12 protein-coding genes and 1 tRNA gene are annotated in these 13,579 nt (G+C 67.7%); 7 read left to right on the top strand and 6 right to left on the bottom strand.

Annotated features, from left to right (window positions below; genetic code table 11):
- Positions 1-36: 36 nt before the first annotated feature.
- Complete coding sequence (locus ACWEJX_RS06050) at positions 37-1,533, bottom strand: S1 RNA-binding domain-containing protein (protein WP_451606317.1); 1,497 nt, start codon at positions 1,531-1,533, stop codon at positions 37-39.
- A gap of 439 nt (positions 1,534-1,972) precedes the next feature.
- Positions 1,973-2,332, bottom strand: a complete 360-nt coding sequence (locus tag ACWEJX_RS06045; protein WP_451606316.1) for a hypothetical protein — start codon at positions 2,330-2,332, stop codon at positions 1,973-1,975.
- Between the two features lie 81 nt (positions 2,333-2,413).
- Between ACWEJX_RS06045 and ACWEJX_RS06040 the strand changes: the two genes are divergently transcribed.
- Entirely contained in the window at positions 2,414-3,232 is an 819-nt protein-coding gene (locus ACWEJX_RS06040) for an SUKH-3 domain-containing protein (RefSeq protein WP_451606315.1), read from the top strand.
- Positions 3,233-3,287: 55 nt separating this feature from the next.
- Here ACWEJX_RS06040 and ACWEJX_RS06035 read toward each other — a convergent pair whose 3' ends face one another.
- Positions 3,288-5,435, bottom strand: a complete 2,148-nt coding sequence (locus tag ACWEJX_RS06035; protein ID WP_451606314.1) for a hypothetical protein — start codon at positions 5,433-5,435, stop codon at positions 3,288-3,290.
- Positions 5,436-5,612: 177 nt separating this feature from the next.
- Positions 5,613-6,839, bottom strand: coding sequence for a tyrosine-type recombinase/integrase (locus ACWEJX_RS06030; protein ID WP_451606313.1), 1,227 nt, complete (start codon positions 6,837-6,839; stop codon positions 5,613-5,615).
- Positions 6,840-6,889: 50 nt separating this feature from the next.
- On the opposite strand from ACWEJX_RS06030, the gene ACWEJX_RS06025 reads away from it, so the two are divergent.
- The 3 genes from ACWEJX_RS06025 to ACWEJX_RS06015 all read left to right on the top strand — a co-directional run bounded on the left by ACWEJX_RS06025 (position 6,890) and on the right by ACWEJX_RS06015 (position 10,124).
- Entirely contained in the window at positions 6,890-7,921 is a 1,032-nt protein-coding gene (locus tag ACWEJX_RS06025; protein WP_451606312.1) for a serine hydrolase domain-containing protein, read from the top strand.
- Positions 7,922-8,135: 214 nt separating this feature from the next.
- A complete protein-coding gene (locus tag ACWEJX_RS06020) occupies positions 8,136-8,894 on the top strand; it encodes a DUF5131 family protein (protein ID WP_451606311.1) in 759 nt (252 codons plus the stop codon).
- Between the two features lie 102 nt (positions 8,895-8,996).
- On the top strand, positions 8,997-10,124 hold the full coding sequence (locus tag ACWEJX_RS06015; protein ID WP_451606310.1) for a three-Cys-motif partner protein TcmP: 1,128 nt from the start codon (positions 8,997-8,999) through the stop codon (positions 10,122-10,124).
- A 98-nt stretch (positions 10,125-10,222) separates the two neighbouring features.
- On the opposite strand, the gene ACWEJX_RS06010 is transcribed toward ACWEJX_RS06015, so the two are convergent.
- A complete protein-coding gene (locus ACWEJX_RS06010) occupies positions 10,223-11,008 on the bottom strand; it encodes a hypothetical protein (protein ID WP_451606309.1) in 786 nt (261 codons plus the stop codon).
- A 62-nt stretch (positions 11,009-11,070) separates the two neighbouring features.
- Between ACWEJX_RS06010 and ACWEJX_RS06005 the strand changes: the two genes are divergently transcribed.
- Positions 11,071-11,556, top strand: a complete 486-nt coding sequence (locus ACWEJX_RS06005; protein ID WP_451606308.1) for a DUF4265 domain-containing protein — start codon at positions 11,071-11,073, stop codon at positions 11,554-11,556.
- Positions 11,557-11,572: 16 nt separating this feature from the next.
- Here ACWEJX_RS06005 and ACWEJX_RS06000 read toward each other — a convergent pair whose 3' ends face one another.
- On the bottom strand, positions 11,573-12,427 hold the full coding sequence (locus ACWEJX_RS06000; RefSeq protein ID WP_451606307.1) for a DUF6928 family protein: 855 nt from the start codon (positions 12,425-12,427) through the stop codon (positions 11,573-11,575).
- Here ACWEJX_RS06000 and ACWEJX_RS05995 point away from each other — a divergent pair.
- Together ACWEJX_RS05995 and ACWEJX_RS05990 are read left to right on the top strand one after the other, a co-directional pair.
- Positions 12,411-12,493 (top strand) — tRNA-Ser (locus ACWEJX_RS05995). The two genes, ACWEJX_RS06000 and ACWEJX_RS05995, sit on opposite strands and share 17 nt — an antisense overlap.
- Positions 12,494-13,019: 526 nt before the next feature.
- Positions 13,020-13,556: a DUF7919 family protein gene (locus ACWEJX_RS05990; protein WP_451606306.1), complete on the top strand. Its 537-nt coding sequence runs from the start codon at positions 13,020-13,022 to the stop codon at positions 13,554-13,556.
- Positions 13,557-13,579: the final 23 nt, after the last annotated feature.

The raw sequence follows: 13,579 nt of genomic DNA, 5'->3' as shown, positions 1-13,579 counted from the left end.
TTCGTCCCGTCGCCTTGATCGTCAGACGTCCTGGGGCTAGACCCCTGAAACAGCTTGCCGGTGCGAGAGAGTGATTCGACGCCGGACCGTGTCGATGTCAAGGATCTTGACCAGTAGTGCGTCACCCACCTGGATGCCGAGCTGAGGGTTTTCCAGGTGCTCGTCGGCCAGTTCGGAGTTGTGTACCAGCCCCTCGAAACCGTTCTCCACCTCTTCAATGCGTACGAAGACGCCGAACGGTATGAGTTTGGTGACGCGGCCGACGAGGGTCTGGCCGATCTGCACGGTCAGCAGCGGCATCGGATCTTCGTGCAGGGCCTTGAGGGACAGTGATACGCGTTCGCGGATGGGATCGACGTCGAGAATTTCGGCGTCGATCTCCTGGCCGACGGAGACGATGTCGGATGGGTGGTTGAAGGGACGCCATGACAGCTCGGGGATATTGATCATCGCTTCGAAGCCGCCGATGTCCACGAAGGTGACGCCGAAGTCGGCGATGTGGGTCACCGTGCCGGTGACGGTCTCGCCTCGGTGAAGGGTCTTGAGGAAGGCCCAGTTCCGGTCGCTCCGCGTCGGCTCGGTCTGCCAGCGGGCCCGTACCACGCCGTCGTCGTCGGGCATGACAGCGGTGAACAGAGGCGCACGTTCATCGGCATACACGGACAGGAGCGCTGCAGCTTCGGCATCGGACAGCCGGGCGGCCAACTCCGCGAACTCATCCTCGTCAGCGACAACGCTGTGGATCCGGCCGTCCTGGTCCTGCCAGACACATTCGACGAGGCCCTCGGCGGGGAGGGCACCGATGACTGCGTCGACGTCGGTGGACAGGTCCGGCCACACGGCCAGCCGGGCGCGGGGAGCGATCCCGGCGCGAACCGTGTCGATGGAGTCGCGCGTGAGGCGGTGCCACCGCGAGGCGCCTTCGATGTACGTCTCTTCCAGGAGCCCGGCGCGGCATGCGGCGACTGCCCAGCGCAGACCGGCCCAGAACTCGTCGTCGCCGGGCCGCTGGACATCTGCGCCCTCGGTCTCCATCTCGTACGGAGAGGAGTCCAGGCGTTCTGGGAACAGCCCCAGCGCGCGGCTTCCGGCCAGTGCCTCCCTGCAGGGCCGGCTACTGCCGATATAGAGGTACTGGTCCCATCCCACATGGACCGCGAACGCGCCTTCTGCCTCCAGCCGGCACCAGGCGCCGTTGTCACGCAACATGGCGCGCACCAGCTCCAGCGCGATGTCGAGCGGTACCTCTGCCCCGTCGTGAAAACCGGTCGGACCGGTAGGGAAGAGCCCGGCCAACCCAAAGCCGTCCACCAGAGGCTCCGAACCGAAGTGCGCGAAGGACGGGACCTGCGGTTCACGTACGGCCAGGTGATCGACGCCGGTGTCTTCGGCGAAGGCCGCGACCGCCTGAAGATAAGACGCCTCGACCTCGCCGTGATCGCTGACCGTGTCCTCACTGCCGGTGTACTGCCCGTGCTCGTCACGGTCGGCGGGGTTGTACTTGGTCACGCGGTAGACGTAGGGGAGCTGCACCGTCCCATCATCCAGCACGCTACCTGCCACCCCGCGAGGAATTGCCATGGGAGGTGAGACAGAGACGTGAACGACTCCCCGAAACAGATCAGGAACTGTTGGTCAGCGCGATGCTCTGTGACACGAGCCGCGAGCTCCTACAACAGCGTGCCTTCGCTCCGGGCCAACTGCGAGACCCGCTAGTGACATCAACGCTGCGCAACTTCCGCTCTCAGGTCGTGGCAGCACGCAAGCACAACCGGGCAACCCACGAGCTCTTCGTGGACCAGGTGGTGTCGCGGTAGAGAGAACCGGTGCCTGCCAGCGCCCCGGCGCGTGGACCGCGCACAGCAAGGTTCGCTGGCACGCGTAAGCCAAGGCGGCTGGGTTCACTGTCACCCTCGTGCGGATGACAAAGGACAACTGCATGGTGCCCGAACTACCGAAGAGGGGAAGCGGCTCACCAGGAGATCAGACGGCCCTCCGGTGTGTGAGTGAGCGTCACGCAGTCGATCCAGTCACCACTTTCCGGATACTCCCAGTTGTCCGCATCAGCCAGGGCGTTCAGCAGTTCCTCGCGGGCGAGGGGCGGACCGGGCTGGAAGCCGGCGCCCCCGCTCGGAGGCGTCCAGGGGATGACGCGGCACACGTCGATCCACCCCCTGTCGATCAAGGGAAGGAGGATAGGAACCAGCTCTCCAGGCGGCGCCGATGCGAGGGGTTCGTCCAGATCACCGCGGACGCCCGGGAGGATGTCGATCTCAAAGGCGTTGAGCATGAATGCGCGCTCGGCGGCGGAAAGGTCTTCTGGAGCGTTCACACCGGGATCGTCGCACGGCTGATGCCGGTGGCCACAGGCCCCTCCATTGACGGAGGCGATCGGCACCGTCAGGGTCGGTGCATGGATTCCACCCTCGCATCGCTCGGTTGCAGAACGGCCTGGTCGAAGCTGCTGGAGAACTACCGTCCTCGGCCCACTGACGATCAACAGGGTCCGCCGTCCCTGGGATGCCTGATCGAGGCAGCTGGCCGCAACGCCACGCTCGGCGCAATGTACCCCTGGGTGTCGATGCAGCAGCTGAGCGTGTCCACGGAGAACAGATGGGAGGAGTGGGGGCATGCCTCGCTTCCGGCGATGTTCGCCCGGCCCGACGGGTATGCGGTGGTGGGCCACGACCGGCGTGGGGAGATCGTCCGGCTGACGACGCCCGATCCGGGAAAGGCCGCCGCGTTCGCAGCGGGCCTGATGCGCACCGATGACGCCGTGAGGCCGGAGGGGCCGCGGGCATGGTCGTCCGAGGTGGAGCGAGTTCTGCGGGAGGCGGGCTGGCATCCCGGGCGGGCTGTCGATACGACCGGCTGGAAACAGCAATTGGAGCAGGACGGCTTCCGCTCTCATGCCGCTGCCGAGGACTTCCTGGGCGAGTTCGGCGAACTGGTGATCGGGCACGGAGGTGCAGGCATCACACGCGCCCGGGAACCCGTCGATCTGGACTCACTCCTGGCGCTGGGCGAGGCCGACCGCTTCGACGAGTGGGGCGAGGAGATCGGCCACCACCTCTTCCCGGTCGGCGAACTTGCCGGCCGGTTCCTCGGCCTGGGCGAGGACGGTGAACTGTACGTCGTCGCCAACTGGCTGGCCCGCTTCGGCCGTATGCCCGAGGCCATGGAGAACCTCGTACTCGGCGTCATGCCCGTGCACATGCCGGAACCCGAGTAGGCCGGGGCACAGGAGAACGTCCTGAGCCGCCGGCACAACGCTCGTGGTCGTCCGCTCAGGACGTCGCGGTATTCCTGAACGTGGCGAGGAGCGCCCGGGCGCGATCCCGAAAGGCTTCGTCCTGGCGGATGATGCGGTTCTCGACTCCCGAGCGGACCACCCGGGCGTCGCCGTCGGCGAGGACTTCAAGCCGGCGCAGGTGGTCGCCGTTCAGGGCGGCGCCTCCGAGGGCTTCCAGGGCGTCGCAGGCCCCTGCCGGATCGGCGTCCGACTCGGCGGACGCCAGTGCGGCCGAGGCGAGCGCGGCATGGTCCAGAGCGGCAGGGTCCGCCACGGCCACGAGGGCCAGCGCTGCGGCCGGCGCCTGCACCGGATCGTCGAAGGCCGCCTCCAGCCTGGCGGTGAGCGGACGACCGGCCGGGCCGAGGAGCGCGGTCGCCCGGGCGGCCCTCGCCACCGACCAGCGGGTCCACTGGCTCTGCGCGGCGCGGTCGAAGACCGACGCAAGGACGGCGACGACAGGTTTCGGATCCCCCGTGACACGCCACAGGGCTTCGGCGAGGGCCGTGTCCGTGTCCAGCGCGGGCGTGGTGTTCTTGCTCGGGTCACTGAGCGCCCCACGCAAGAGTGGCGCCAGAGCCGCTCCTCGGGAACCGAGCGCGGCAGCGGTCCTGGCAGCATCGCGCAGGTCCAAGCCACCACGGCCGAGTTCCGGTTCGAGGCATCGCAGCAGCGGCGCGGGATCGTCCGTGAGGTCGTACAGGGCCTTCGCCGCCGGGAGAACGTCCCGTTGGGCTGCCGCACGCAGCGCGGCGACGGCCATGCCGCGATCCGACGGAGCACAGTCTGCCGCGACGGCGACAAGGGCACGTGAGGCTTGGCCGGGAAGGTGCGGGACCGCTGCGCACAGCTCGGGCAGCGCAGCCGCCGCCTCGGCGCCCCACCCGGCCAACAGGGTGGTCAGCTGCCATGGTTCGTTGCCGCTGAGCGCCGCGGGCCGGGAGAGGCGGGAGCGAACAGCATCGAAGAGTTCCCTGTGGAACGGGAAGGCCGCGCTTTCCGCGTCCCACAGTCCGGTCGCCGCGTCGAGGGCACGCGGGCGGCGCCCGAGGCCGGCGGCGAGGAGCGGGGCAGCCTGCTCGGGTGCGACGAGCACGAGTGCGGCCAGAGCACGGTCGGCGTGATCGTCTTCCCTGTCCAGGTTCCGTCCGGCGAGAGGGGCGAGCACGTCCGCAGCGAGTTCGGCAGCGTTGGCCAGCCGCCCCAAGAGAGACGCCATGTCCACCACTGCCTTGTCGTCGGCAGCCGCCGCACACAGGCTCTCCACCAACTGCTGTGGGGCACTGCGCGAAAGCATGCAGGCGCGGTCGGCCGCCCAGGCGCCTTCGGCCCGGACCTCGGTCCGGCTGTCGCGCAAGGCCGCGTCAACCAGTGCGAACGCCGCCTCCCGCTCCGGCCCACGATCCCGGCCCAGGAGGGCCTCGACAACGGCGGCCAGCGGCTCACCGCGTTCGAGGTCGAAGTCGGAACGCAAGGAGTCGGCAGGCAGGAGCGACAGCATCGTCGCGTGCAGTGAATCAGTCCACGAAGCGTCCGCATCGAGGCAGGCGAAGAGGGCGGCCAGCCGCACGACGGCAGGCTGAGACGGGTCCAGGACGGAATCCGCCTCAGCCGCTCCACGCTGCGGGTCGAGCCGAGCGATCCCGGCCAGGACCTCGGCCCGGACGGCGGGCTCGGTCTCCTCCGCCCAGCGGGTCCCCAACGCGGGCAGGACGGTTCTTCCGGCGCGGGTATGCGAAACCGCCCAGGCGGCGGTCCGCCGGACGTCCGGCTCGGCATCGGCCAGCAACGGCAGAAGCAGCTCCAGCTGCGCGGCCACGGCCGCCCGAACACCACCCGGCGCCACGCCGTACTCGTCCTCGCTCTCGGCCATGCCACCAAGCAACCCGAGGACGTCAGCCGGATGATGGCCGGCCGCCGCGATCCTGGCCAGGAACGGCACCGCTTCCGCGCTGGCCGCGTAGACCGTCCCCTGGTGCAGCACGCTCCCGTACAGCTCCGACAGCGCTTCGGCCGCCGCAGCGGCGTCCGTACCTGCCAGGGCCCGAAGCAGGTCAGGAACGTCCTCCGCGCTGCCGTACGCGTGGAAGGAGGAGGCCCAGGGCAAAGCGTCCAGGCCATCGAGCGGGTGTGCGAGATCCATGCGGGGCATGGTGCCAGCCGCCTCTGACATAGCCTCCCCGCAGCCAGCTGCAAGGTCATCAGGCACCCTTCCAGCTGGTTGAAGTGCATCGGCCGCGTCACACGACGGCACATCGCACAGAACAGTCTTCAAGGCGCGGCTCCATCGGCACCACACGATAAGCATCGTGTCGAGAAGTCACCTTGCCCGAGCACCTCTCGCCGAAGAGGCTGCGGCACGGGTAAGACCGATGCTCGAAGGCAGCCGCGGACCGGGCAGTGCCTGGGGGCCTTCGATGCGTTGCTGGAGTTCGGCGATCTGCCCGGTGATGCAGCGGGCATAGGTGGAGAGCAGGACGGGGACGCTGTTGCCGGCCCAGTCGGCGACCTGGGCGGGCGGGATGCCATTGTTGAGCCAGGTCGTGAGACAGGTGTGCCGGAGGTCGTACACGCGCTTCCCGACAGGCGACTTGAACTCGTGCTCGGGCAGGACGGCCTTGCGGGCCTTGGCCCAGATCCGTCGGTAGACGGAGCCGGCCAGGAGACCACCCTTCTCTCCGGGGAAGAGCAGGTCGCCGGGCTTGAGCTGCTCGCGTGCGATCAGGTCCCGGAGGCTCGCGACCAAGTCGGGATGGACGGGGACGGTGCGGGTGTCTCCGGATGCGCGGCCCTTGAGGTTACGGGTCTCGTGGACCTCGCCGTCGTCGGTCCAGTGGCTGCCGACCTCGGGCTCGGCCGTGTGGACGCGAAGCTCGCCCCAGCCGGTAGCCGGGAGGACGGCGTCCTCGACCCGCAGGGCGACCGCTTCCTCGGGCCGGAGGCCGGCGTAGTACAGGGTCGCGAAGAACACGGTGAGCCGGTGGCCAGTGCGAGGGCGGGCGGCGATCCAAGCGAGCAGGGCGGCCACCTGGTGGGGGTTGAGGAGGGATCGCTTGTCGACGGCGCCGGAGGTCTTCGGGGCGGTGTTGTCCTCCTTCCCCTTGGGCATGGGGTTGGCTCGGAGGACGTTCTGGCGGACTGCGTGGCGCAGGGCCACGTTGAGGATGCGGCGGTAGCGCTTGGCGGAGCTGGCGGCGGCCGGCGTGCCGTCGAGGACGGTGTCGAGGGCGTGGAGCACGGCGTCGACGTGTTTGGTGTCCTCCCAGGCGCTCATCGGGAGCGAGTTGCGCCGGATCCAGGCCAGGATCGCCCGGTACTCGGATGGGGCTTCCTCGCGACGGTTCTTGTTGAAGGCGTACTCGCGCAGCGCCTTGCGGACGTCGACGCCCTCGTAGTGGACGGGTTCAGCCCGGAGGAGTGCGAGCGTGGCCTTGGTCAGGGCCTTGGCGGTGCTTCCGCGCGGCCGGCACCACCAACGCGGCTCGCTTCCCTCTGAGCGCCACCGCCGCAGCCCTCGCCGAGCTGGGCAAGCGGCTCGCCTGATCACCCATGGCGCACCCCCACCAGGGCCAGCAGTCTCACTACGATCGGAACACCATGACGCTCGACATCCCGCGCATTGAGCAGCTCCTCCAGGACGGCGTCCGCGACCGGGTCTACCCGGGAGCAGTCTGGGCCGTCGGCAACGCCTCCGGTACGACGGCGAGCGGTGCTGTCGGCCTCCTCGACCCGACCCGTCCCGACGAGCCAATGCGGCTCGACACGGTCTTCGACATCGCCAGCCTCACCAAGATCGTCGCGGTATGGGCTGTCATCGGCACCCTCGTAGAAGAGGGCAAGCTCCAACTCCACACCCCGCTCGGCACCTTCTGGCCCGAGGTCACCGTCCACCCGCTCGCCCAGGTCACCACCCACGAGCTCCTCACCCACACGGCCGGGCTCCCCCTGCGCGCCAACCTCAAGAACCTGTACGGAACGGACCCCCAGGACATCCGCGACGGGGTACTCCACGAGGCCCTCCACCGCGCGCCCAGCGAGGCCGTCGAGTACACCGACCGCGCCGCGCTCATCCTCGGCTACCTGACCGAATACCTCGCCGACCAGCCCCTCGACCACCTGGCGACCACCCGCGTCTGGGAACCCCTCGGCATGACCGAGACGCGCTTCGGCCCCGTGCCTGCGGACGTCATGGCCCGCTGCGCCCCCACCGAACTCGACGAGGAAAGCGGCACCCACCTCAAGGGCACCGCCCACGACTTCTCCGCCCGCCTCCTCGGCGGCACCTGCGGCATCGCCGGCACCTTCTCCACCCTCACCGACCTCAGCCGCTTCCTCCAGCACATGCTCACCCCGACACAAACCGCCTTCGGCCCGAACTGGACCGCCGACTCCCTCCGCATCCGTACCGGCGAACTCACCCCGGCCCGCGGCCTCTTCTGGCACCCCGCACCCGGCACCGAGCTCCACGAAGACATCTGGGTCCACTACGGCTTCACCGGAACCGGCATGTGGATCAACCCTGCACGGGGCCGCTGGGCTGTTCTCCTCACCAACAAGATCTACTTCGCTCGGGACCGCGAGCCGTTGACTGCCATCCGCAACGCATTCCGGTCATTGGCCCTCGCCTGAGCCAGGCAAGGTGTTAGGTGTGGATGGACCAGCACCTACCAACTTGGCCGCAAGGACCCGCCTTGGCACCTCCACACCCCCTATACAGAACACGCGTTCGACATGAATGATGGGGTCGATCGCGTGCCAGTTCGGCACGTAGCTCGTTAGGCAGCGCAGTCGAAGAGCACGTGGGCGCCAACGCGCTTCTCGGCGTGCACGAGGAGAGGCAGCGATGGGCGATCGCAGCACGATTGAATGGACCGAAGCCACGTGGAATCCCACGACGGGATGCGACCGGATCTCGCCAGGCTGTGACAACTGCTACGCACTGACGTTATCTCGACGACTCAAGGCCATGGGTACGACCAAGTACCAGAACGACGGCGACCCGAGAACATCCGGCCCCGGCTTCGGCCTCACATTGCACCCCGACGCGCTCTCCATCCCCCTCCAGTGGAAGACACCACGCATGGTGTTCGTGAACTCGATGAGCGACCTCTTCCATGCCAGGGTGCCACTGGAGTTCGTACGCCAGGTGTTCCAAGTGATCGCCGAGACTCCTCAACACACGTACCAAATGCTCACCAAGCGCGCCCGGAGGCTTCGACGGCTGGCAAACGACCTGGACTGGCCACCCAATCTATGGATGGGCGTTTCCGTCGAGAGCAGGGAACAGTTGGACCGTATCGATGACCTGCGCCAAGTCCCTGCGGCTGTACGGTTCCTGTCATGTGAGCCGCTACTCGGTCCGTTGACCGACCTCCAGCTCGATGGAATCGGATGGGTGATCGCCGGCGGCGAGTCCGGCCCCAGGCATCGGCCGATGCATGAGGACTGGGTGGTGGAGATCCGCGACACGTGCAACAAGGCTGACGTGCCGTTCTTCTTCAAACAATGGGGAGGCCGCACGCCCAAGTCCGGCGGTCGGGAGCTCGATGGCGAGACGTGGGATGAAATGCCGCCACGCCACCCGGTAGCCACCGCTTGTTAATGGCCATTTTCCGCTCTGCCATGAACGCCCTCTGGTGACATCCGGCCACAGTGTGTGACCCTCTCCCCCGGGGTCAGTCACTGGGGAGTGGGGGAGTTCATCATGGCCGTGCCCAAAGACGTCATCTGGCCGCGTGATCCACACACTGCGGCCAAGCACGACCTGCTCAGCAGGTATCTCTCGGCCTGGGCGCCCATCCTGCTCTCCCGACACGACCTGATCACCTACGCGGAAGGGTTCTCGGGACCGGGCATTTACACCCAGGAGGAACCGGGTTCCCCTGTACTCGCCCACGACGTCTTCGCCGGTGCGATCCACAGGTATCCCAAGCACGTGCGCATGTTCCTCATGGAACAGGACCAGCGACGGGTAGAGGAACTGCGGCGCCAGATGGAACGAGCGCAGTCCCGGCAGTCCCGCTACGTGAAGCAGCGGCTGAGCGTGGATATCCGCGGCGGCGACTTCCACCCGGCACTCATCGAGAGGCTCCGGACCAGCGGCTCCTTGGGTAAGCCGCTGTTCGTGCTCCTGGACAGCTACGGCGGCCCTGACATCCCCTCGTCGCTACTACAGGATCTGGCCAAGCAGCCAAGTACCGAGGTGATGGTCACCTTCGCACCGAGCTTCCTGACCCGCTTCGCCGAGAAGAACGACGGGCACCGCCAGAGAGGAAACACGGCCTTCGGCGGCGAGGAGTGGCAGGAGGTCTTCAAGAAGCCGAAGTCTGAGAAGTTTCCCTTCCTGCGCGACCAGTACCGGGAGACTCTTCACCGCGCTGGCTTCTCCCACACCCTTCACTTCGAGATGGTCGACGAAGGCAGCAGGGTCCTCTACTTGATCTTCGGTACGAGCCACGAAAAGGGCTTGGAGAAGATGAAGGACGCCATGTGGGGCGTCGACAACTCCCATGGCGTTCGGTACCGAGACCCCAAGGACCCTCAGCAGCAACAGTTGGACCTCGAACTCGAACCAGACACAGCACCGCTGCGTCGCATACTGCTGGACTACGTCGCCGCCTCGCCCCATGGCAGGACGGTCGCAGAGCTGAAGGCGTACACCTTGCTGGAGACGGTCTACAGGCCCGCGCAGGTCACCAGGCTGATTCGGCAGATGCGCAACGATCAGACCGTAGCCACGGAACCGAGCGGGGTCACTGCAAAGACACGAGTGTTCCCCTCCCAGCCCCTTTCGCCTCGGACGCCCTCCCCGCGACAGGACGCTCTCTGGTAAGCGCGTCATGGCAGGTTGAGGCTCCGCGCAAGTTTCTCCATATCGTCCTGGCAGCGGGGCAACTGACCCCCACGTCGGCAACGGCGTTCCCCTGCGGCTCACCAGCCTCCCGGCGGGACGGGTCCGTCCGAGAGCTGAGCAGGATCATTCTCGGCTGTGTACTGGTCGGCGATGGTGAATGTGCTGGAACAGTCGGGGCACTCGGCGTGGCCGAAGAGGTAGGTCAGGCCCTCGGCCATCCACTCCCAGCCGTTTCCCAGGGCTGTCTCGTACATCCACCGGGCCGTGGAACTAAGTTCACCAGCGACAACAGGTCTGAGCGGGCGCCGACGGATGTCTCCCAAGTCCCAGTCGCGATAGGCCGAGTAGCGGCCGTGGTTGCCGATCGCCACGGTGACGCGTACCTCGCAGTGGGGGCAGCCGACCTCGTAGAAGCCGTCTTCGAAGTCGTACTCGGCCAGGCTCCAGACGCTCGCGCCGGCGAATGCGAGATGAGCCCGGAAGAGGGCCATGGCGGTCGCCGCTGAAAGGTCACTGTCGGCGAGGCGCCGGGCGACCATCTGCTTCAGTTCGACGATTACTGGGGCCAAAGCCCTGATGAGATCGTCGGCGCCGTGGTCCTGATGGACTCCAGCCATGATCGCTCCGGCCAGTTTCAACGCCCGGTCCATGGCAGTCGTCTCACCGGCTTGGGCGATGTCTCTCAGATGCGGGAGCGCGGCGAAGCTCGCAGCCGAGACGGTGAGCCCCTCGGTTGCCAGGAGGTGCCAAAGCTCCCGCCACACTTCTTCGTCGCGGGACGGCGATCGCAGAACCCGCTCGAGAACAGGCGGAACCTCGTCGTACGGTCCGCGCCCGTACCTCGGCAACTGCCACTCGATCATTCGCCGATTCAAGCACGGGGCCCCACGGGGCCCGAATCGGAGAGGTCGTGCATCCTGACCGGATGACGCAGACCGGAGCCGAACATGTGAAGGTGCATTTCCACCTCGAGACGGATGACGATTGGCCTCCCGCCTCGGTAGAGAGTCTTTGGGCTCTCGACCGAGGCGACGGCACCGTGCAACTCGACAACACTCCTTGGTTCGTACGCGGCGTGGCGTGCGGAGACGTCCTCGCCACCCACCCCGACGAGGAGGGCGTTCTCTGGGCGGGCCATGTGGTCGAGCCGTCTCAGAACTGCACGATCCGACTCATCGTGTTGCGGGACAAAGGATCTGGCGCGGCACGGCAGAGCGTTCTGAACGCCTTCGCGGAACTGGGAGTGGGTGGAGAGGGGATCGAGCGATTCGGCATGGTCGCCCTCGACGTGCCACCGGAGGCGGACCTCGCGAGGGTCCAGCGGCTCCTCGATCACGGCGTGGCCCAAGAATGGTGGGACATGGAAGAGGGCTGTATCACCGACGCCTGGCGGGCAGCACAGTCGGGGTGAGCGGCGTGCGCGCCAGTTACGCACCGACGGCTTCGCTCCAGCTCCCATCCGGGCCGCGGTGGAGACTCCTGCGTCGCATCCGCCGGGCCGCCTCTTCGAGTGCTGCCCGTTCGTGGGCTCGCCGGGACGTATCCGGGTCCGTGAGGTCGAAGCCGAGCAGCGAGACCTCGTCCGGGTCAACGTCCTCGGGCGAGGGCCGGCCTTCCAGGAGGAAGCCGAAGAGGGCTCGAAGGGCTTCGTTGCCCAGTTCCAGAGGGTGGAACGGCAGCGCGTACGGCTCCTCGTCCCACTCCGGGTCGGACTCCACGGTCCGGTCACCTGCCCAGTAGGGCATCTCGAAGGGGAACGGGCCACCGATGTTCTCCACGATGCCGCTGTCTGGCGAGAGGCTCAGCGAGCGGCGGAGGCGGCCGTCCTCCCAGACCGCGAAGGCAAGCCAGTCCGAGACGCTGTGCATCGCGTGCAGGATCACGCGACGGCCCGCCGCGGCCTCCAGGAGGTGCGCCGGCAGTTCCGACGGGCGGTCGAACATCAGACGCCGATCGCAGACCAGGTCCACGCCCCGGAAGCTCGCCGCGTACGTGAGGCCCTCCGGCGGGTACGTCGATTCCCCCAGGACGTCGCCCTCCGTCGACTCCATCCCCCAGCCCGGGAAGACCTGGGCGATCAACACCGCCGTTCCCTCAGCCACCGGCTCGCCGGCCTCCCGCAGTGCCGAGGCCACGTCTCCGTCCGCGTACGCCAGTAGCGCCGTCTTCGCTCCCATGCGACGCACGCTAGCCCCAACCACTGACAGTCCGGCCGTCCCGAAAAAGCCCGAAGTTTTCGGCAACAGCCAGCAGTCGGGCGTGTTCGCCCAGGTCAGAGCCACCCCGCTCCCCCTCCCACCAAGTGCCTTCTAAGCACTTGGCCGCAGGTTCGAGTCCTGCCGTGGGCGCACAGCGGGACCCCTCCTTCGGGAGGGGTCTTTTTTGCTGGTCAGGGGCAGTTTTCGGTCGAGGGCGAGGGGGTCGGGGAAGGCTCCCCCCGTGGCTGGATCTGTCCGGCTGAATCCAGTCAGAGGCGGCCCCTGGCGGCCGGATTTCCCGAAAACCTCCCGAAGTTTTGACGTCGCCCGCTGTCCTTCCTCAATCGGATCCGCGTGCTCTCCTCCGCCCCCGGGTGCCTGGGTGGACGACGTCGAGCTGCCCCTCGACGCCGGCGGGCAGGCAGGAGCGCGGCACGGGGTGGGGGGAGGCGAGCGAGGCTGCGAAGATCGCGGCCAGGGGCCGACAGGATCCTCGGCTCGCTGCGGGACGCACAGCAGCGGCCGGTGGAGGCGTTCCGCGTCGAACTGCCGTCGGGCCGCTATCGGGTCCAGTCGCCGACCATCGATCCCGACCCGAACACTCAGTTCATGCTGGCCCGGCTGCTGCCCGAACAACCGGTCCGCCGACGGATCCTCCCTCTGGTGGGATGCGGTCATGTACTACGACGACCTCAGCCCCTACGCCTACTCCCCCGCAGAAGAAGGCGACGTGTTCACCGAGGTCAGCACCGGCACGCTGCTCGTCACCGTGCGGGGCGCCTACCGGCGGCTCAACATCGGCTGGCTGGAGACCGGACGGCCCTGGACCGCTGGACCGACACCTGCGGAGTTCGCGTCCAAGCTACTGACAGTGCTGGAGACGCAGGCCGTGAACGAAGCCCTCGGCCTGCACGAATGTGACCTGTGTCCCGAACCGCTCGACGACGCCCACCCCTGGTACGAACCCCGGCCGGGACAGCGCCGCGCGAGCGCCGGCACAGGCGAGATCCGCGTGCCCGGGGCTCCGGGGACCGCCTACGCGGCACCCTCCCTCATCGGGCACTACGTACTCGACCACGGCTACCTGCCACCCCGGGAGTTCGTCGACGCCGTCCTCGCCTTCGACCTCCAGGACCGCTCGACAGCCTTCCCCTCGATCGCCTTCCCCTGGATCCCCGACGACGCCGAGCTGTACGACGCCTTGGTCGAGTGAGATCGCGTGATCAGCGAGCTTGA

The organism is Streptomyces sp. NPDC004788, assembly GCF_053601115.1.
The sequence above is the reverse complement of the archived record's forward strand: the minus strand, read 5'-3'. Positions and strand labels throughout refer to the sequence as shown.

Coding starts and splice junctions, on each gene's coding strand:
- ACWEJX_RS06040 (WP_451606315.1), top strand. CDS start 2,414: ATGGATTCCACCCTCGCATCGCTCGGTTGCAGAACGGCCTGGTCGAAG.
- ACWEJX_RS06035 (WP_451606314.1), bottom strand. CDS start 5,435: ATGGATCTCGCACACCCGCTCGATGGCCTGGACGCTTTGCCCTGGGCC.
- ACWEJX_RS06025 (WP_451606312.1), top strand. CDS start 6,890: ATGACGCTCGACATCCCGCGCATTGAGCAGCTCCTCCAGGACGGCGTC.
- ACWEJX_RS06020 (WP_451606311.1), top strand. CDS start 8,136: ATGGGCGATCGCAGCACGATTGAATGGACCGAAGCCACGTGGAATCCC.
- ACWEJX_RS06015 (WP_451606310.1), top strand. CDS start 8,997: ATGGCCGTGCCCAAAGACGTCATCTGGCCGCGTGATCCACACACTGCG.
- ACWEJX_RS06010 (WP_451606309.1), bottom strand. CDS start 11,008: ATGATCGAGTGGCAGTTGCCGAGGTACGGGCGCGGACCGTACGACGAG.
- ACWEJX_RS06005 (WP_451606308.1), top strand. CDS start 11,071: ATGACGCAGACCGGAGCCGAACATGTGAAGGTGCATTTCCACCTCGAG.
- ACWEJX_RS05990 (WP_451606306.1), top strand. CDS start 13,020: ATGTACTACGACGACCTCAGCCCCTACGCCTACTCCCCCGCAGAAGAA.